Source organism: Sphingomicrobium arenosum (genome assembly GCF_026157085.1).
Lineage (GTDB): Bacteria > Pseudomonadota > Alphaproteobacteria > Sphingomonadales > Sphingomonadaceae > Sphingomicrobium > Sphingomicrobium arenosum.
In genome coordinates, this window is the sequence record NZ_JANPVN010000001.1 from 1,583,569 (window position 1) to 1,603,217 (window position 19,649).

General features: G+C 65.2%; 14 protein-coding genes. 4 read left to right on the forward strand and 10 right to left on the reverse strand.

Annotated elements, in window-relative coordinates:
• Positions 1 to 19: 19 nt before the first annotated feature.
• Positions 20 to 6,682: a calcium-binding protein gene (locus tag NUW51_RS08025; RefSeq protein WP_265564448.1), complete on the reverse strand. Its 6,663-nt coding sequence runs from the start codon at positions 6,680 to 6,682 to the stop codon at positions 20 to 22.
• 233 nt (positions 6,683 to 6,915) lie between these two features.
• On the opposite strand from NUW51_RS08025, the gene NUW51_RS08030 reads away from it, so the two are divergent.
• Positions 6,916 to 7,716, forward strand: coding sequence for a helix-turn-helix transcriptional regulator (locus NUW51_RS08030; protein WP_265564451.1), 801 nt, complete (start codon positions 6,916 to 6,918; stop codon positions 7,714 to 7,716).
• A 76-nt stretch (positions 7,717 to 7,792) separates the two neighbouring features.
• On the opposite strand, the gene rplQ is transcribed toward NUW51_RS08030, so the two are convergent.
• Positions 7,793 to 8,209 carry a 50S ribosomal protein L17 gene (gene rplQ / locus NUW51_RS08035; protein WP_265564453.1) on the reverse strand — a complete coding sequence of 139 codons (417 nt, stop codon included), beginning with the start codon at positions 8,207 to 8,209 and terminating at the stop codon, positions 7,793 to 7,795.
• Positions 8,210 to 8,501: 292 nt separating this feature from the next.
• On the opposite strand from rplQ, the gene NUW51_RS08040 reads away from it, so the two are divergent.
• Positions 8,502 to 8,924 carry a globin family protein gene (locus NUW51_RS08040; protein ID WP_265564456.1) on the forward strand — a complete coding sequence of 141 codons (423 nt, stop codon included), beginning with the start codon at positions 8,502 to 8,504 and terminating at the stop codon, positions 8,922 to 8,924.
• A gap of 4 nt (positions 8,925 to 8,928) precedes the next feature.
• On the opposite strand, the gene NUW51_RS08045 is transcribed toward NUW51_RS08040, so the two are convergent.
• The 8 genes from NUW51_RS08045 to rpsM all read right to left on the reverse strand — a co-directional run bounded on the left by NUW51_RS08045 (position 8,929) and on the right by rpsM (position 17,399).
• The gene (locus NUW51_RS08045; RefSeq protein ID WP_265564458.1) at positions 8,929 to 11,553 is read right to left on the reverse strand and encodes a PAS domain S-box protein; all 2,625 of its coding nucleotides are present in this window, start codon (positions 11,551 to 11,553) and stop codon (positions 8,929 to 8,931) included.
• A 47-nt stretch (positions 11,554 to 11,600) separates the two neighbouring features.
• A complete protein-coding gene (locus NUW51_RS08050; protein WP_265564460.1) occupies positions 11,601 to 12,134 on the reverse strand; it encodes a hypothetical protein in 534 nt (177 codons plus the stop codon).
• Positions 12,135 to 12,198: 64 nt separating this feature from the next.
• Positions 12,199 to 13,992: a DEAD/DEAH box helicase gene (locus NUW51_RS08055; RefSeq protein WP_265564462.1), complete on the reverse strand. Its 1,794-nt coding sequence runs from the start codon at positions 13,990 to 13,992 to the stop codon at positions 12,199 to 12,201.
• 245 nt (positions 13,993 to 14,237) lie between these two features.
• Positions 14,238 to 14,618, reverse strand: coding sequence for a hypothetical protein (locus tag NUW51_RS08060; RefSeq protein WP_265564465.1), 381 nt, complete (start codon positions 14,616 to 14,618; stop codon positions 14,238 to 14,240).
• Between the two features lie 57 nt (positions 14,619 to 14,675).
• Positions 14,676 to 15,251 (reverse strand): hypothetical protein, encoded by a 576-nt coding sequence (locus NUW51_RS08065; RefSeq protein WP_265564467.1) that lies wholly within the window; start codon positions 15,249 to 15,251, stop codon positions 14,676 to 14,678.
• Between the two features lie 179 nt (positions 15,252 to 15,430).
• Positions 15,431 to 16,495, reverse strand: coding sequence for a DNA-directed RNA polymerase subunit alpha (locus NUW51_RS08070; RefSeq protein ID WP_265564469.1), 1,065 nt, complete (start codon positions 16,493 to 16,495; stop codon positions 15,431 to 15,433).
• 91 nt (positions 16,496 to 16,586) lie between these two features.
• Positions 16,587 to 16,976 carry a 30S ribosomal protein S11 gene (gene rpsK / locus NUW51_RS08075; protein ID WP_245111242.1) on the reverse strand — a complete coding sequence of 130 codons (390 nt, stop codon included), beginning with the start codon at positions 16,974 to 16,976 and terminating at the stop codon, positions 16,587 to 16,589.
• A 54-nt stretch (positions 16,977 to 17,030) separates the two neighbouring features.
• Positions 17,031 to 17,399: a 30S ribosomal protein S13 gene (rpsM, locus tag NUW51_RS08080; protein WP_245111244.1), complete on the reverse strand. Its 369-nt coding sequence runs from the start codon at positions 17,397 to 17,399 to the stop codon at positions 17,031 to 17,033.
• 219 nt (positions 17,400 to 17,618) lie between these two features.
• Between rpsM and NUW51_RS08085 the strand changes: the two genes are divergently transcribed.
• On the forward strand, positions 17,619 to 18,653 hold the full coding sequence (locus NUW51_RS08085; protein WP_265564473.1) for a succinylglutamate desuccinylase/aspartoacylase family protein: 1,035 nt from the start codon (positions 17,619 to 17,621) through the stop codon (positions 18,651 to 18,653).
• Positions 18,654 to 18,687: 34 nt separating this feature from the next.
• A complete protein-coding gene (locus tag NUW51_RS08090) occupies positions 18,688 to 19,620 on the forward strand; it encodes a bifunctional riboflavin kinase/FAD synthetase (RefSeq protein ID WP_265564475.1) in 933 nt (310 codons plus the stop codon).
• Positions 19,621 to 19,649 lie beyond the last annotated feature (29 nt).

Consider the following 19,649-nt stretch of genomic DNA (forward strand, 5'->3'; position numbering starts at 1 on the left):
CGGTGGGGAGAGGGATGCCCTAGCCGTTGACGAGAGCGGCGCTCATCGCCTCGATCCCGGCCATCATGTCGGCATCGCTGGTGCCTTCGTAATAGCCGGCGTCCTGTTCGAACTGCGCCGCGAGCGGACGGCCACCACCGCCGCCATTGCCGCCGCCGCCGCCACCGCCGCCATTTCCATTGCCGGGGCCGGGCTCGGCGGGCGGACCCGCGTCGGGCGGAGCCTGGTCGGGCAGCGCGACTTCGAAGCCAAAATAATTGCCGCCGACATCGGCCGCCGCGACGCCCGCGATCGTCAGGCTGTCATCGGTGCCCCAGCTGATCACCGCGCCATCGGGTCCGTCCTCGATCAGGAGGTCGCCCATGTTGCCGATGCCAAGGCTCGCGTCGAAGGTGATTTCGTCGGTGCCCGCCTCGAAATCGAGGATGATGTCGTCGCCGCTGTCGGGGCCGATGAAGAAATTGTCCGCCCCCTCGCCGCCGGTCAGTTCGTCATCCCCGCTGCCACCATCGAGAAAATCGTCGCCCGCATCGCCGAACAGCTCGTCATCGCCTGCCTCGCCATAGAGGAAATCGCCCTCGCTGCCGCCATGCAGGATATCGCCGTCGTCGCCGCCGTGGAGCGTGTCGACATCGCCGTCGCCGAACAGCTGGTCCACGCCCGCGCCGCCGAAGATGGTGTCATTGCCATCCCCGCCATATAGTTCGTCATTGCCCGCCACGCTCGCGCCGGCGGGCGCATAAGCTTCATTGTCGCTGACCATGTCGGCGGCATCGTCATAGACGGTGATCTCGCCGGTGCGCACGTTGAACTCGCGGTCGAAATAGATGGCGCCATCGCCATGGATGGTGTCGTCACCGGCGCCGCCCTCGATATAATCGTCGCCGCCATCGCCCGCGAGGACGTTGGCGAAGATGTCGCCGTAGAGGACGTCATTGCCGATCGAGCCCGACAGGTTCTCCACCTCGCTCGCGGTGACGCTGCCCGAGCCGACGAGCTGCGCGCCGAGGATCGCGAGGCTGAAGGTCACGCCGTTGAACTGGCGGAAGCTGATGGTGTCATTGTCGGCACCGCCGATGATGGTGAGGTTGCCGTTGTCGAGCGTGCCATCGCCGCCGAAGTCGCGCCGTTCGGTCCCGACCTCGAACAGATCGTCGCCGCCCCGCCCGTGGATCTCGTCATCGCCGCCGAAGCCGATGAACCAGTTCGAGCCGGAGTCGCCCAGGATCATGTCATTGCCGTTGGAGCCCCAGACATCCTCGAAATTGGAGATGAGGTCGGTTTCGCCGCGACTCGAGGTCGCGGTGCCTGCTTCGAGGTCGATGACATAATCGGCCCAGTCGAAATGATAGGCGAGGACGTCGAAGCCGCCCGAGCCATCGCCCTCGCTGCCGCCGTCGAGCAGGTCGTTGCCCTGATCGCCGCGCACGAGGTCGTTGCCCGCGCCGCCCCAGACTTCATCGTCGCCCGACTGGCCCGCGAGATAGTCGTTACCGCCCGCCCCGATCAGCAGGTCATTGTCGTTCTGGCCGAAGAACAGGTCGGTGCCGTCGGTGCCGTTGAACGTATCCTCGCCATCGCCGCCATAAGCGCGCACGGCCTCCTGTGCGGCATTGCCGTAGAAGATGTCGTTGCCGTCCTCGCCATAGAGGCGGTCCTCGCCGGTGCCGGCATGGAAGGTGTCGTCGCCCACGCCGCCATAAGCGTAATCGACCCCATCGCCCGTATGGATGATATCGTCGCCGAGTTCGCCGTAGATGGTGTCATTGCCATCGCCGCCATAGATGGTGTCGGCATAATCGACGCCCTCCACGGCCTCGCCGAGCGTGATGAGGAAGCCCGTATCGTCCATCCATACGCTGCTGTCGCCATGGATGACGTCATTGTCGCCGCCGCCGTCGATGGTGTCGCCACCGGCCCCGCCGAGCAGGATATTCTGCTCCCCGGTCCCGGTCAGCACATCGGCCTCGGCGCTGCCCGCAAGATTCTCGAAGCCCGTCGCGAGGATGTCGCCGCGCCCGGTGACCTGCACCGCGCCCTGGCCCTCGAGACTGAAGGTGAAGCCCAGCCCGCCATTCGAATTCTGCGTCGCATCGGCGAGCAGGAGGAAGTCGTCGCCGCTGCCGCCATGCGCCTCGTGATCGCCCTCGCCGAGCCAGACGAGGTCGTTCCCCCCGCCCGCATCGATCGTGTCGCTGTTGCGCCCGAGCGAGGCACCGGAATGATTGGCCTCGCCCCCGGCGAGCAATTCATTGGCCTCGGTGCCGATAAGCACATCTTCGAATTCGGTCGCCCACACCCCCTCGATGCCGGTGAGCAGGTCGGTGCCATGCTGGCCATTGGCGGCCTGCTGTTCGAGGCCGAGGTTGATCGTGATCCCCTCGCCCGACCAGGTGAGCCAACGATATTCGACGAGATCGAAACCGGCCCCGCCATGAAACTCGTCATCGCCTTCGCTGGCGCTGATGAAGTCGTTGCCCTCCTCGCCGTGGATGATGTCGTCGCCGCCCCAACCGCCATATAGCTGGTCGTTGCCCGCGCCGCCCCAGATCTCATTGTCGCCGGTATTGCCCCAGATGATGTCGTCGAATGACGTGCCGACGATATTCTCGACCTCGATGAACCAATCGCCAGCTGCCGCCCCGCCGAATTGACCCCACAATTCGCGAATGAGGACGCCCGAGGTCTCGCCCGAATAATCGGCCGTGTCGATCCCCTCGCCGCCATGCAGAAGGTCCGCGCCGGTCCCGCCGATCAGCCAGTCATTGCCATCGCCGCCATAGAGCGTGTCATTGTCCGCGCCGCCATCGAGATGGTCATCGCCTGCCCCGCCATGAAGCGTGTCGTCGCCATCCTCGCCGAACAGATGGTCATCGCCCGGGTCCCACGCCTCATCGATGGTCCAGCCGCCGCCCTCGGCGCCGATGAACACGCCGTCGCCATGGAGCGTGTCGTTACCGATGCCGCCGTAGAGCCAATCGCCGTCGCCATGGCCCGCGATGACATTGTTGCCATCATCGCCCCACAGATGGTCTACGCCGCCGCCGCCGCCGAGATTTTCAAAGCCCGTCGCCAGAATGGTGCCCTGCCCGGTCGAGGCGACCGCGCCCTGATCGGCGAGGCTGTAGCTGAAGCCGGGGAAATTGCCCCCGCCGAAATTATCGAAGAATTGGAGCGCATCGTCGCCGCTGCCGCCCTCGGCAACATGATCGCCCGCGCCGAGCCGGACGAGGTCGTTGCCGCCACCCATGTCGACGACGTCCTGATTGGCGCCGCTATTGCCAAAGGTCACCCCGCCCCAGAAGGTCTCGCCTGCCTCGGTGCCGAGATAGTCATCGCCAAAGCGCGTGCCGCGGATTTCCTCGACATCGCCATGGATATAATCGGTGCCGCTCGCATGGGTGACCTGCCGCGCCGCGCTCATGTCGACGCTGATCGGCCCGTCGGCATTGCCATAGGCCGCCGTATCGAGGCCGCTGCCGCCGTAGATATCGTTGTTGCCCTTGCCGCCGACGAGCCAGTCGTTGCCGTCGCCGCCATCTAGCCAATCATTGCCCGCCCCGCCGAACAGCGCATCATTGTCGCCTTCGCCATAGAGGAAGTCGTCGCCACCCTCGCCGAACAGATTGTCATCGCCGCTGCCGCCGTACAGATAGTCGGTGTTGGCGACCCCATCGTCGATCCGCTGCCATTCGAGCGCGAGGTCGCTGTCCGTCACGACCAGCGAGAAGCGGCTGTCGCCATAGAGCGTGTCGGCCCCGCCTCCGCCTTCGAGCGTATCCACGCCGTCATTGCCGTAGAGGATGTTGGCCTCGCCATCGCCGATGAGATGATCATCGTACAGGCTGCCCGACACATTCTCGATGCCGGTCTGGTTGAGCGTGCCATGACCCCAATCCTGATCGACGCCCTTGATGCTGAGGTCGATCGTCACCCCGCTGGCGAGCAATGCATCGCCGATGCCGAGCGTATCATTGTCGGCGCCGCCATCGACGACATGGTTGCCGATGCCGATGTCGATGAGGTCGTCGCCTTCATCGGTGAAGACCTGGTCGTGGTTGAGCCCGAAGCCCTTGTCCTCGCCGGTCCAGATGTAATTGGCGACCTCATCGCCATGGATGACATCGTCATATTGGGTGCCCTGCACCGCCTCGACGTCGATCAGCGTGTCGATGCCCTGGCCGAAATCGACCTGCTCCTCGAGGCGCAGGTCGACGCGAATGCCTTGCCCGCTGTCATACCAGTAATAAGCGACGATATCGTTGCCCGTGCCGCCGTCATAATAGTCGTCGCCGCCGCCGAGGACGACATAGTCATAGCCTTCCTCGCCATGGAAGCGGTCGTTGCCGCCAAAGCCGTTCATGCTGTCATTGCCGGCCCCGCCCCAGAATTCATTGTCGGCGATCGGCCAGAATTCCGCCCAGATGACATCGTCATAATCGGTGCCGATGATATTCTCGATCCCGACCAGCGTATCGCCAGCGGCCGCGCCGGCCATCGTGGCGCCGTCATAGGCGCGGATCTGGATGAACTGGTCGGCGCCCGAATAATCGACCGTGTCGATCCCGTCGCCGCCGTCCATATAATCGGCGCCTTCGCCATGCTCGCCCCAGGCGATGAAGAGATCGTCGCCCGTCCCGCCGTACATGGTGTCATTTTCGGTGCCGCCGAACAGCCGGTCGTTGCCGCCACCGCCATATAGGGTATCCGCGCCGCCCTCGCCGTAGAGCCAGTCGTCGCCCGCGACTTGGCCCGCGATCGTGTCGCCACTGTCGTTCCAGTAGATGCCGCGCTCGCCCGACAGGCCGGTGTCGCTGAGCATCGCAATGCGAGCGTCGCCATAGAGGATGTCGCCGCCCTCGCCGCCAAACAGGTGGTCATCGCCGAGGTCGCCGGCGAGCTCGTTGGCAAGGCCATCGCCGGTGAGATGGTCATCGCCGATCGAGCCCGACAGATGCTCGAATCCCGTCGCGACGACCGACCCGTTGGTATAGGCGACCTGCACCCCCTGATCGTCAGCCAGCGAATAGGTGACCGGCGCGACCGTCCAGCCGCCGCCCGGGTTCATCGCATAGAAAAAGGACAGCGTATCGCCCTCGAGATGCGCGCCGCCCTCGGCGACAACATTGCCGCTGCCAAGCATGATGAGGTCATCGCCCCCGCGCCCGTCCACGAAATCATCTCCGCCCGAGGTCAGGATGACATTGTCGCCATCGCTGCCAAAGAGCGTATCGGCATGCGGCGTACCCGATAGGTTCTCGAAGCCCGACAGCGTGTCGAGCCCCGCGCCCGTGTCCTGCTGGATGCCGTCGAGCGCGAGGTCTACCGTCACCCTGGTGGGGTTGGTGTAGAAGCCGATGCGATCGACGCCCTCGCCGCCGTCCATCACGTCATCGCCGGTGCCGCCGCGCACATAATCATCGCCCGCGCCCGCGTCGACGAGATCGTCGCCGCCCTGCGCGCGGATGAAATCGTCCCCGCCGAACCCCTGGATATCGTCGCCCTCCTCGGTCCCGATCAGGCCGAAATCATTGTTCTCGGTCCCGGTGATGGGGTTGAGCACATCGGGGGTAAGCACCTGCGCGTGAATTTCACTGTTGCTCGAGTAGATGGTGACGAGGTCGCCGCCCGCCGTCAGGATGATGTCCACTTCGGTATCGATGACCTGGTCGGAGCCGGTGACCAGCACGTCGCCCAATCCGAAGGCGCCATTGGTCATGTCGACTTCGCGCACGGCGATATCGCGGCTGGCCGTCTCGTAGGCGACGACGAAATTGCCATCGTCCAACGCCACCAGCTGAGCATCGGCATTGAAGCCCGCCGGCGCCTCGGCCCCATCGAGCCTGATCGGCGTGCTCAACGGGTTCCAGTTGGCATCATAATGTTTGGCGACCAGCATCTTGCCGCCTGACGGCGCATCCTCGACCCAATAGACGACATGCGTCCCGTCGGCCAATTCGATCATGCCGGGGCGGCCGAGGCGCTCGTTCCACGAATCGGTGCTCAACACCGCGGTCTCGCCGGTCTTGTTGCCACTGGAATCAAAGTGGAAAACGCTGACCTTGTAACCATCGTCCGCACCATTCAGCTGCGTGAGGATGACAGCGTCGAATCCGCCGTTTTCGGCGGCTTGCAGGTCCTCGACATACAGGCGGTCGGTCGGCCCGGACGTGAACAATTGTTCGTTACCGACAGGATTGCCACTGGCGTCGAAGAGACGCAGTCCGGCCGCCGCCTGGTCGCCGAGGCTGACGAAATACATGACCGCGAAACCGCCAGCATCCAGCGCGACGATATGCGAACCGTCCTGTTGGGCCGCGACCTGCTGGTTGGCGAGCGTCACGCCACCGGTGGCGTTCCCGGCGCTGTCGAACTGCTGGACGAAAATATCCGAGGCACCGTCGGCACCCTCGCCGCTCCAGCTGAGGACAAAACTCCCATCGGAGCGGACATCGACGTCGATCGATCCATGATAGCCCGTGAAGGTCAGCTGCTGCGGATCGCCCAGCGCATTATGGTCATCGTCGAACCATTGGGCGAACACCTGGTCCGAGCTCCAGCCGCCCTGGGTCCAGAAGAGGATATAGCCCCCACCCTCGAGCGCGACCGCCTTGGTCGACTGGCTGTGCACGCTCCCCGTGTTGAGATCCACTTCTTCGCCCCGGCGCTTCCAGTCGGCCATGTCCGCTCACTCCCGCTCAAGATTCTCCCGATGATTCGATTCACTAATCATTTACGCGCACGTGTTTAACCTGTGACAAGTTGCAGGTCGGTCGCGCCGTCCCGAATCGCGACAGTCGCGCCATTTACGGACGCGCCTCCGACTAACATCAGTGGTTAACGGGGTTGACTCCACGCTGTCGCGCGGGCCAGCTTCGAACCCGGGAGAGCGTTCACAGGGGGGTAGCCAGCTCGGTGGCTTACGCGTCGCGTCATCTGTTCCACTTCTTCGATCGGCTCGCCCGGCTCGACGAGCGATCGCTCAACGCCGAACAGCGCTTCGTGCGCGCCAGCGCGGCCTTTTACGACTATCTCCATTCGCTCGGCATCGAACATTGCAATTTCGGCGTGTTCGAGACCCGCGGCGGCGAGGTGGAACCGGTCAATTTCGCCGGCACCCGCCTGTCCTCGGGCTTCATGGAAGAATATGCGGGCGAACATATGGAGCAGGACGATTATGTCCTGCTCGCCGCGAGCCAGCTCGATGCCAAGCGTTCGACCGCCGATTTCCGCGTCGGCCGCGAGGTTGCGCTCGGATGGGGCGAACCGCTCGAGGCCAGCCGCCAAGTCCAGCTGCGCTGCGCCGATGCGGGGATTGAGGAAGGCCGCGCCTATATCGGCCAGCGCCGCGATTTTCGTGGGCCCGACGGCGCGGCGCGCTATTTCGGTTTCGTCTTCGCCGGCTCGGACAAGCGCGGCGGCGAACAGGCGCATCGCCATTTCAACGAGGCGCGCGTGGCCGCCCATTCGCTGATGGACAAGTTCGGTCATGCGATGGATGCCCGGCAGGACGCGTTCGACTATGACCTCACCCCGCGCGAGACCGAGATGGTGCGCCTCCTCGCCGCCGGGCTCCAACGCAGCCAGATCGCCGAGAAACGCAAATTGTCCTTGTCGACAGTCGACATGCACCTTGCCAACCTGCGCCAGAAACTGGGCGCCACGACCCTCGCCGAAGCCGTCGCCAAGGCCTTTCGCTACGGCATTATCCGCTAGCGCGCGCAACCAAAACGGGCCGCCTCCCCATTGGGAAGCGGCCCGCTTCATTGTCTCGTAAGACGGGGTGCGAAGCTTAGGCCTCGGCTTCGTCTTCCATTTCGACCGGACCCGAGTCCTGGCCCTTGGCGTCGACGTCGCGGTCGACGAATTCGATGACCGCCATCTGCGCCGCGTCCGACTGGCGGATGCCGGCCTTGATGACGCGGGTGTAGCCGCCGTTGCGGTCGGCATAGCGCTCGGCGAGCACGTCGAACAGCTTCTGCAGCTGCTTGTCGTCCATCAGCTTGCCATGGGCGAGGCGACGATTCGACAGGCCGCCCTTCTTGGCCAGCGTGACGAGCTTTTCGACATAGGGACGCAGTTCCTTCGCCTTGGGAAGGGTGGTCTTGATCTGCTCGTGCTTGATGAGCGCAGCCGCCATGTTGCGCAGAAGCGCAATGCGGTGCGAGGTGGTGCGGTTGAGTTTACGATGGCCAACGCGATGGCGCATGATCTTTTCTCCGTTCGTATGCGGGCCGTGTAGCGGATCCCATCAAAGTAACACTTTGATGGGCACCCTCTGGTACCCGCAGCCTGGCCGATGCTTATGGTGGGGACCGGCCGTTCCCATTGAAAAAGCCGGCGGAACCGAGGGTCCACCGGTCTTGCGCGCCCCAAGACACCAATTCGCCAGTGGAGTCAAGCGCGTCCGCCCCCGACACAATTGAAACAAAGCCTCTCGCGCGCTGACAAACGGCTGCGACATCGCCTTGCCAGAACAAGGGTCAAAGGAGACCTGAAAGATGACCCCGCAGCAGATCCGCCTCGTTCGTTCCACTTTTGCCCGGTTGGAGGGCAATCCCGACCGTCTCGGTCACCTCTTTTATGCCCAGCTGTTCGCCCTGGACCCGACGCTCCTCAAGCTGTTCGCCCATGCCGACATGGATGCGCAGCAGAAGAAGCTGATGAGCATGCTCGGCCTTGCGGTGCACAGCCTCGAGACCATCGGCGGCCTCGTTCCCGTCCTGCGCGAGCTGGGCGCGCGCCATGTCGGCTATGGCGTCACGCCGCGCCATTACGACCTCGTCGGCGCCTCGCTGCTGTGGACGTTGGAGCAGCTCCTCGACGAGGCCTTCACCCGCGAGGTGAAGCTCGCGTGGATCGCAGCCTATACGCTGCTTTCGACCACCATGATCGAGGGCGCCAACCGCAAGGCGGCCGCCTGAGCGCTCAGCCGCCGATCCGGTCGATGAGATCGCGCAGCCCCTCGCGGGTGAAGGGCTTTTCGAGCACCGGCACGTCGACCTCGGCGAGGAAGGCCGCCGCCGCGGGGCCGAGCACGTCGCCCGTCACCACGGCGAAGCGCGCCGCCATGTCGGGGCGATGCTTGAGCGTCCAGCGGTAGAGGGCGGGGCCGTCCATGTCGGGCATGCGCAGGTCCGACAGCACCGCGTCGAAGCTCTCTGTCTCGAGCCGCCGCTGCCCCTCGCGCCCGCCGACCGCTACAGCGACCGCGCATCCCTCCTTCTCGAGCATCCGCTTCAAGGTGCCCGCCAGCTCCTCCTCGTCGTCGACGACCAGCACGCGCCGCGCCGCCTCGCCGACCGCCGCGCCTTCGTCGGCCTGTCCCACGGAGACAGCCTCGAAGCGCGCCGCCTCCATCGGCAGGTCGAGGCGGAAACAGGCGCCGCCCTCCGCCTCGCCATCGACGAGGCTCAACCGCCCGCCATGCGCCTCGGCGATGCCGTGGCTGAACGACAGGCCGATGCCGGTGCCGACGCCCGCGGGCTTGGTCGTGAAGAAGGGCTCGAAGATGCGCCGCGCAATGTCTGGCGGCACGCCGGGGCCATTGTCCTCCACCTCGATCCGCGCAAAGCCCGCCGGTCCCGCGCCCGAACGCACCACCATGCGCCGCTCGCCCTCGCGGCCCTGCAGCGCCTGGCTGGCATTCATCAGCAGGTTGAGCAGGACCTGCGTCACCTGGTCGCCATCGGCGCACAGTGGCGGCAGCGCGTCGTCGAGCTGGAGCGCCACCTCGACCCCGTCGGCGCGCAGGCCATAGCTCGCGAGGTCGAGCGCGCCGCGGATGAGATGGTTGGCATCCACTTCGTGGCGCTCGGGTTCGCGCTGGCGGGCCATGGCGAGGAAGGTCTGGACGATCCGGCTGCACCGCTCGGCGGCCTTGCGGATGCGCATCGCCGCCTCGCCATTCTCGGTGCCCTCGGCTTCTTCCTCGAGCATCGCCGCCTCGCCGACGACGATGGCCAGCGGGTTGTTGAGCTCATGGCTCACCCCCGCGAGCAGGCTGCCCAATGCGGTCATCTTTTCCGACTGGTGGAGCGCCTCGCGGCTGCGGGTCAGCTCCTCTTCGGCCAGCACCTGCTTGGTGACGTCCATGAACACCCCGCCGACGCGGGTCATCCGCCCTTGCGCATCGGGAATGGCGAAGCGCGTGTTGAGCCCCACCGTGCGCCCGTGCGGCAGCCGATATTCCTGCTGCACCGTGACCGGCTTGCCGGTTCGGCGCACCTCGGCCTCATAGGGTTCGCCTGCCGCCGCCAGCATGGGCGAGACCTCTTCCACCGTCTTGCCGAGGATGTCGGCGGGATCCATCGACAATTGCCGCCCGCCTTCCTCGTTCATGATGAGGAAGCGCCCCTCTTCGTCCTTCATGAACATGGTCATCGGCGCATTTTGCAGGAAGGCGTTCAGCCGCGTCTCGCTCTCGCGCATCGCCGCCTCGGCGGCGCGCGTCTCGGAGGTATCGAGGATCACCCCGCCGATATAGCGGATCTCGCCCCCGTCGCCGCGCACGGGAAAGCGGATGGTCAGCGTCGAGCGCGGCCCACTCGGCGTATCGAAATGCGCCTCGCGCACATGCGGTTCGCCGGTATCGCGGATGATCGCGTCGACCTCATGCGCTTCCTTCGCCGCCGCCGGATCGAGCAGGTCGTCGGGGTGCATGCCCACCACTTCCTCGGGGGCGCGCTTGAAGATCTGGGCGATGAAGCGATTGACCACCGCATAGCGATCGTCCTTGTCCTTCAGATACATCGCCACCGGCGCATGGTCGAGAAAGGCTTTCAATCGCGTCTCGCTGTCGCGCAATTTTTCTTCGGCCGCCTTCTGCTCGCCGATCTCGACCACGCTGACCACCACCGCAGGCGCGCCGTCATAATCGATCCGCCGCCAGCTGACCGAGGCCCAGAACCAGCCCCCGTCGGCGTGCCGCACCCGGCATTCATAGCCGTCATGATCCTCATGGCTGAGTACCGCCTTGCGATAGCCCTGATGCTCGACCTCGCTCGCCAGCCAGCGCTGGGTGCTGATCTTGGCCGGATCGACTTCGCCCTCGATGCCGATCAGCGCGAAGAAGGCGGGGTTGGCGAGCAGCACCTCATTGTCATCGAGCCGGGCGATCAGCATCGCCACCGGGTGATGTTCGGACAAGGCGCGGAAGCGCTTTTCGGCACGCACCTCTTCGGTGATCTCGAGCATCAGGAGGCCGATATGCTCGACCCGCTCGGTCCCTTGCGCTTTCAGGGGAAAGGTCGCGGCCAGCGCATAGCGCGCCTCGCCGCCGACCTTATATTCCTGCCGCCTGAGCGCGGGGGCGCCCGTCTCGAACACCTCGGCATCGATCGCGCTGATCGCGCTCGCCGTCTCGGGCTCGACATAATCGGCATAATGATCGCCCACTGCCGAGCGGGTGCGGTCGCCCTCGGGCCGCACGCTGGCGAACATCGCCTCGGCCGCCGCATTCATTTTCACGAAGCGCCCGTCGCGGTCCTTGATCATCATCGGCACCGGACTGTCGGCGTAAAAGGCCGCAAACAGGTTTGCGTCGTCGATCATCGGCTGGTCCCCCACTGGCGACCCCGAGCATGGAGCCGCGCTCCAGCCTAACCCGCCTCGCCCGGCTTTCCAATCCTTCCCCAACCGGGCGGGATCAGGACGCCGTCCGCCTCGTTCCAGCCCTGCGCCAGCATCTCCTCGCGCATCTCCTCGGCCAGCCGATCGAGCCGCTCGGCCACCGCCTTGCGCGCCGCTTCGACGTCTTCCCGATTGGGCGGGGCGCGATCGGCGTCGCCGGTCGCCGCCCCCGCGATCCGCGCCGCGAGGATCTTCGAGATTTCCAGCGCCTCGCGCGTCGTGACCTTGGGAAACTGGTCGCGCAATCCCGCGGCATCGGGATCGAACTGGGCCTGCGCCGCTTCCATCAGGCGGTGCGGCAAACGCTCCATGGCAGCGGCGAGCGCCCCGTCCCAATCGCGCGCAAAGTCCGGCTCCCGGTGCCGCCGTCGGTACAGTGCGTCGCTCGACAGGCCGCATGCCGCCGCCGCCTGCCCGACATTGCCACACACCGCCAATTCCTCGAGGAACTGCGCGCGCCGCCGCGCCGACCAGCGCGGAGCCCGATCATTCGAATTTGCCATAAGCACCCTTTGCGAAAAGCATTGGGTAACCTATTTGGCTAGCTGTAGGACAGCCCCCAGCGGCTCAGCGCTTGCCGCGATGCGGCTTCTTGGCCTTGCCGCCGAAGTTGGGACCGGGCTTGCCGTCGCGCATCGCCTTGGTGGGATAGGGCTTAACCCCCCTGGGCCGGTCGTCAGGGCCACCACGCGCTGGCTTGACCGCAAACTTGGCCCCACCTTGCTTCTTGTTCTGCCGTGCCTGCTCGCGCGGGCCTTCGGGCGAGAAGGTGATGGGGATCGCATCCTGTTCGTCATCGCCGCCCGCCGTACGCGCCAGCGCATCCTCGAACTTGGGCGCGATATGACGCGGCACCTGGAAAAAGGTCTCGTGCTGGCCGATGCGGATCGCGCCGATCTCGTTGCGCGTGATATGCCCGCGGCGACACAGCAGCGGCAGGATCCAGCGCGGCCCCGCATTCTGGCGCCGCCCGACCCCCAGCTTGAACCACACCACATCCTCGAAGCCCGGGCGCTGCATCTCGGCCTTGACCCGCTCGCGCGCCTCGGGCGTGTTGGGGATGAGCTCCTCGGGCATCGGCATCTTGGCGCGGTGCGCGGCAATGAGCGCGGTGGCGATGTCGAGCGGCGACATCTTGTCGATGAGCTCGGCCGCCAGCGCGACGTCGGCTTCTTCCGCCTCGACCGGCGCCAGCAATTTCTCCATCAGGCGCTCGCGGTCCATCGCGCGGATCTGCTCGGGGCTCGGCGCGTCCATCCACTGCGCCTCGATCCGCGCCCCGCGCAGCATTCCTTCGATCCGCCGGCGGCGGTTGTAGGGCACGATGATCGCGGCGGTGCCCTTTTTACCCGCGCGCCCCGTGCGGCCCGAACGATGCTGCAGCGTCTCGGCATCGCGCGGCACCTCGACATGGACGACGAGCGTGAGGTTCGGAAGGTCAATCCCCCGCGCCGCCACGTCGGTCGCCACGCACACCCGGGCCCGCCCGTCGCGCAGCGCCTGCAGCGCCTGGTTGCGCTCCGACTGTGAATGCTCGCCCGACAGCGCCACCACGTCGAACCCGCGATTTTGCAGCGTCGCATGGAGCCGCCGCACATTGTCGCGCGTCGCACAGAAACAGATCGCCGTCTCCGCCTCGTGATAGCGAAGCAGGTTCACCACCGCATTTTCCACATCGGACGGCGCCACGCTGATCGCCTCATAGGCGATATCGCCATGGCCGCGCGTGTCGCCTGCCAGCGACAGCCTGAGCGCATCCGACTGATAGCGCTCGGCCAGCCGCACGATGCCTTGCGGCATGGTGGCCGAGAAGAGCAGCGTGCGCCGCTGGTCGGGCGAGGCGTCGAGGATCTCCTCGAGGTCGTCGCGAAAGCCCATGTCGAGCATCTCGTCGGCCTCGTCGAGCACCACCGCGATCAGCCCCGACAGGTCAAGGGCGCCGCGTTCGAGGTGATCGCGCAGACGCCCCGGCGTGCCGACCACGATGGCGGGCCCCTGCGCGAGATTGCGCCGCTCCTTGCTCGGATCCATCCCGCCGACGCAGGTCGCGATCCGCAGCCCCGCCTTGGCATAGAGCCATTCCAATTCGCGGCTCACCTGCAACGCCAGTTCGCGCGTCGGCGCGATGATCAGCGCCAGCGGCCGATCGACCAGCGGCATGTCCCCCACCGCGCCCAAGAGTTCGTCGGCCAGCGCGATCCCGAACGCCACCGTCTTGCCCGACCCCGTCTGCGCCGACACGATGAGATCACGCCCGGCGGCGTCGGCCTCGCTGACGGCGGCCTGCACGGGGGTGAGCGTCTCATACCCCTTTTCGGCAAAGGCGGACTGCAGAACGGGCGGCAAGTGATCGAAGGACATGAATTCTCGCTAAAAAAGCCGGGCCGTGGCGCAAGGCGCTCATCGGTCGGCAAAGTCGTCAAGTGCCGCGGCCAGGCGCCGGCACGGCCCGCGCTCGTCGCGGGGTCGCGCGCGCCATAGAGCATAAACACGCGTTTGGCTTGTGCTAAGTTGTTGAATGACCGGGCTCGGCGCCCGGCGTCACGAAAAGGTGCGGGTCCAAAAGCCTGAGGAGCGTCCGCATTGGGGTGGAAAGCGGTCATTGATTACGCTTCGAAGTTACAGGAGGCATCCACCAGCGCTTCTGAAGGTACGTGGTAGCGCACGTTGAACACCATGCATCCGCCATCATCGATATACGGGACTTCGGAAGGCTCGACCCAGTAGGCCTCTCCAGCCCGCCCCAAGTACGAACTGTACACACCGGTCGCTTCAATATAGCGGCCGTTTACGTAGTCGCCGCTCTCTCGCCAGTAGAAGCGTGCGTAACCCTGCAAATCGATGTTCGAGTGTTCGGCAGCCACTTCTTTTTCGATGGCTTGGAGAAGCGGGTCGTTCGAAGTGGTTCGTCTGTCTTCCTCAGGTGCGGAGCAGCCAGAGAGCACGACAGCAAGCAGCGCGATTTCAGTGTTAAATCGGTGACGCACTATACTCCCTTTCACATAGTCTGGAACGACACCAAGGGGGTGGGACGCGGACGCTTCCTAAAATGCTGACCAGCGCTCTTCTTCGGGACGGGCGTTGCTCGGCCCAAAGCAATATCGCCCGTCGGCTCTAAAGGAGAAAATCTGGCTGTCTGCCATGATGTGCCACTGCACATCGGTCGCATCATCTTCATATGGCCGAGTTTCTAGAGCTCCCCCTAGGTCGAATGTGAACGTTGACCGGCCTCGGCTCGGATCGACTTCAACGCCGACAATCTTCTGACCATTCAGACGGCTGGTTGCGCGCGCTATATGCTCACTCGAATCTTCGCTGTGTGCGAGTTGAACGCCGTCTTGAAGCACCCGCCAATGGCAGCAGTAAATCCAAAGATGCCAGTTGCCACTGACAGAAGCGTATCTCCAACGGCCTCTATCCTGTGAATACCGTTCCTCGATACGCAATTCAGGTTCGCCGAATTCAAAGGTCAGGAAGCTACCGTGTCCTTGCTGGACGCCCCACGCCACTAAGCCAAGCATGGGGTTAATATAGTTATCGAGTGGTGCGAACGACGGTTCATTCATTAGCGCTCGATTGCATCGATGCCTGACGTCCGCAATGGGGTCGTTAGCGGACATTCTCGATTCTCCTTCACACGCACCGATCAACGTTGGTCGGCAGCCCTGCCGGACCAACGAAAAAAGGGCCGCCCCTTCCGGGACGGCCCTCAATCTCTTTACATCGGAAGTTGGCGTTAGCCGAGCAAAGAACTCCGTCGGGCGTCCCCCGGACGCCCTTTCCGGCCAAGCCTTGCGGCTTAGCCTAGGAGTTCTTGCTCCAGCTTCTTGGCCATTTCCTCGATGTTCTCGGGCGGCCAGCCCGGGATTTCCATGCCGAGGCGCAGGCCCATCGAGGCAAGGACTTCCTTGATCTCATTGAGGCTCTTGCGGCCGAAGTTCGGCGTGCGCAGCATCTCCGCTTCGGTCTTCTGCACGAGATCGCCGATGTAGATGATGTTGTCGTTCTTGAGGCAGTTGGCCGAACGCACCGACAGCTCGAGCTCGTCGACCTTCTTGAGAAGGTAACGGTTGAGCTGGTTGGTGTCCTGGCCACCTTCGGTAGCACCACCCGCCGTAGCCCCGCCGGCGGCAGGCGCCGGGGCGACCATGCTGTCGTCGAAGTGGACGAACAGCTGGAGCTGGTCCTGCAGGATGCGCGCGGCATAAGCGAGCGCGTCCTCGGGCGTCACCGTGCCATCGGTCTCGATGGTCAGCGACAGCTTGTCATAGTCCAGTTCCTGGCCGACGCGGGTGTTTTCCACCTTGTAGGCGACCTGGCGGATCGGGCTGAACAGGCTGTCGACCGGGATGAGGCCGATCGGCGCGTCGGCCGGACGGTTCATCGCGGCGGGCACATAGCCCTTCCCGATGTCGGCGGTCAGCTCCATGTTGAGCGTGGCGCCTTCGTCGAGGTGGCAGATGACGAGGTCGGGGTTGGTGATTTCGATGTCGCCCGGGCAGCTGATCTGCCCCGCGGTGACTTCACCCGGACCCGTGGCCGACAGCTGCAGACGCTTGGGGCCTTCGCCTTCCATCTTCACCGCGACCTGCTTGATGTTGATCACGAGGTCGGTGATGTCCTCGCGCACACCGGCGAGCGAGGAGAATTCATGAAGGACGCCCTCGATCTTCATCGAGGTGACGGCGGCGCCCTGGAGGCTCGACAGGAGGACGCGGCGCAGCGAGTTGCCGAGCGTCATCCCGAAGCCGCGTTCCAGCGGCTCGGCCACGAAGGTCGCCTTGCGCTTGGCATCGGCACCGGGCTTGCGGTCGAGGCCCTGCGGCTTTTTCAGTTCCTGCCAGTTCTTCGCGTTGATCGACATAATGTCCCCAGATGTTCGGCGGGGCGTCCCCCGCCAGTGTTAACAGTGTGTCGGGCCGCCCGAACGGCGGCCCAGGGCGATCAGCGCGCTGTTAGACGCGGCGGCGCTTGGACGGACGGACACCATTGTGCGGGATCGGCGTCACGTCGCGGATCGAGGTGATGGTGAAGCCCACCGCCTGGAGCGCACGCAGCGCGCTTTCGCGACCCGAACCCGGGCCCTTGACCTCGACTTCGAGGGTGCGGACGCCATGGTCCTGCGCCTTCTTGCCGGCGTCTTCGGCGGCGACCTGCGCGGCATAAGGCGTCGACTTGCGGCTGCCCTTGAAGCCCATCATGCCGGCGCTCGACCAGCTGATCGCATTGCCCTGGGCGTCGGTGATGGTGATCATGGTGTTGTTGAAGCTGGCGTTCACATGGGCGACGCCGGCGGTGATGTTCTTGCGCTCACGGCGACGAACGCGTTGCGGTTCACGTGCCATTTTGAAATCTCTCTTCTAAAAGCTGTGCAGCGGGAGGAAGGAAGCGAGAAACGCTTACTTCTTCTTGCCCGCGATCGGCTTGGCCTTGCCCTTGCGGGTGCGCGCATTGGTGTGCGTGCGCTGGCCGCGGACCGGCAGGCCGGCACGGTGACGAAGGCCGCGATAGGACTTGAGGTCCATCAGGCGCTTGATGTCCATCGCGCGTTCGCGGCGAAGGTCACCCTCGACGGTGTAGTCGGCGTCGATCGTTTCGCGGATCTGCAGGACTTCCTGGTCCGACAGGTCGGCGACGCGACGTTCCGGCGCGATCTTCAGCTTTTCGGTGATTTCCTTGGCAGTCGTGTGACCGATACCATGGATGTAGGTGAGCGCGATCTCGACGCGCTTGTTGGTCGGGATGTTGACCCCGGCAATACGTGCCATAACCAAATAGTCTCCTTACGGCTCCACGGGGCAGCGGGCACTTGCCGCCCCATCTCAAAGCGTGACCCCCGAACCAACGATGAAAACGGCGGACGCAACAAGGGCGCCGCCGGAAACCCACGGTTCGGGATGGGCGCGAGATAGGATTGCGCTGTTGGAGAGTCAAGGCCCGCACAATTAGAGATGGAGCAAAAGGCGTTTCCCCGCCATTAATGCGCCATGGGGACCCAGAACTTCGTTTTCGACGACCAGCAGGTCAAGCCCGGCACGCGGCTGTCGGTCGACGTGCCGATCAGCCGCGATTCGGCGGGCAACATGGTGCATCTGCCGGTGCGCATCGTCCATGGCGCAAAACCCGGGCCCACGCTGCTCATCAGCGCGGCGATCCACGGCGACGAGATCAGTGGCATCGAGGTCGTGCGCCGCGTGCTGGCCAAGATGAAGCCCAAGCGGCTGCGCGGCACCTTGCTCGCGGTGCCCATCGTCAACCCCTTCGGCTTTGTCGCCTGGAGCCGCTACCTGCCCGACCGGCGTGACCTCAATCGCAGTTTCCCGGGGCGCGAGGACGGCAGCCTTGCCAGCCGCATCGCCTTTCTGTTTCGCACCCTCCTGATGGAGCGCGCCGACTTCGCCATCGACCTCCATTCGGCCGCCATCCACCGCTATAACTTGCCGCAGATCCGGGTCAGCCCCGAATCGCTCAAGGCGAGCGAGCTGGCGCGCGCTTTTTCGCCGCCGATCATCATGCATTCGAGCCTGCGCGACGGTTCGATGCGCGCCGAGGCGCTGAAGGACGGGCTCCAGATGATCCTCTACGAGGCGGGCGAGGCGCTGCGCTTCGACGATTTCTCCACCCGCGTCGGGGTGAATGGCATCCTGCGCGTCATGGCGGCGATGGACATGCTAGATTTGAAGGAAAGCAAGCGCGAGATCGCCGCGCCGCTGGAAAGCACTCGCTCGCTGTGGCTCCGAAGCCCGCGCGGCGGCATCGCTTCCATTCGCACGCCCTCGGGCCGCAAGGTGAGCCTCGGCCAGGTCGTCGCCACCGTGCGCAACCCCACCCACCCCGAGGAGGAAAGCGTCCTCAAATCGCCGATCGAGGGCCTCGTCATCGGCCACAGCCGGATGGGCGTGGTCAATCGCGGCGATGCGCTGCTCCACATTGCCCAATTGGGCGACAGCGGCATCTACCTCGACCCGCTCACCGAGGAGCGCTTGAGTGGCGCCCTGCTCGACGAGCATGAGATCGACTAGGCGGCGCGCCGCTTAGTCGCTAGTCACCTTCCTTATGCAGCGGTTCAGCCACACCGACCCCGTCCCGGAAAGCCTTCGCGGCGCCATCGTCGCGCTGGGCAATTTCGATGGCTTCCACTTCGGTCACCAGGCCGTCGTGGGCCGCGCGATCGCGAAGGCGGCGCACGAAGGGCGGCCCGCGGTGGTGGCGACCTTCGATCCGCATCCGGTGCGGCACTTTCGCCCCGATGCCAAGCCGTTCCGCCTGACCTCGCTCGACCAGCGCGAGGCGCTGTTCGGGCAAGCCGGCGCCGACGGCATGCTGGTCTTCGCCTTCGACGATGCGCTGGCCTCGCTGACGGCGGCCGAGTTCGTCGAACTGCTCAGCGACAAGCTGGGCGTGGCGGGCGTCGTCACCGGCGAGGATTTCACCTTCGGCAAGGGCCGCGAGGGCGACGTCGCCAAGCTCGCCGAACTGGGCGCTGCCAGCGGCATGAGCGCCGAGGCCGTGGGCGCGGTCGGCATGGAAGACGCCGTGGTCTCCTCGAGCCGCATCCGCGAGGCGCTGCAGGCGGGCGATCCCGCCACGGCCACCCGCCTTCTCACCCGCCCCTTCGCGGTGCGCGGGCCGGTGGTGCATGGCGACAAGCGCGGACGCGAGCTTGGCTGGCCTACCGCCAACATGGAAATGGGCCAGTATCTGCGCCCCGCCTACGGCGTCTACGCCACCCGTGTGCGCCTGCCCGACGGGAGCGAACATGATGCCGTCTCCAACCTCGGGGTGCGCCCGATGTTCGACCCGCCCAAGGAATTGCTCGAGACTTTCATCTTCGACTGGTCGGGCGACCTGTACGGGCAGGAAGTGGAGGTCCAGCTCCACCACTATCTACGCCCCGAAGCCGCCTTCCACGACATGGAAGCGCTGAAGCGCCAGATGGACAATGACGGCGCCGAAGCGCGGCGACTGCTGAGCGAGGGCCGCGCCTGATCTCGTCATTGCGAGGAGCCGCAGGCGAC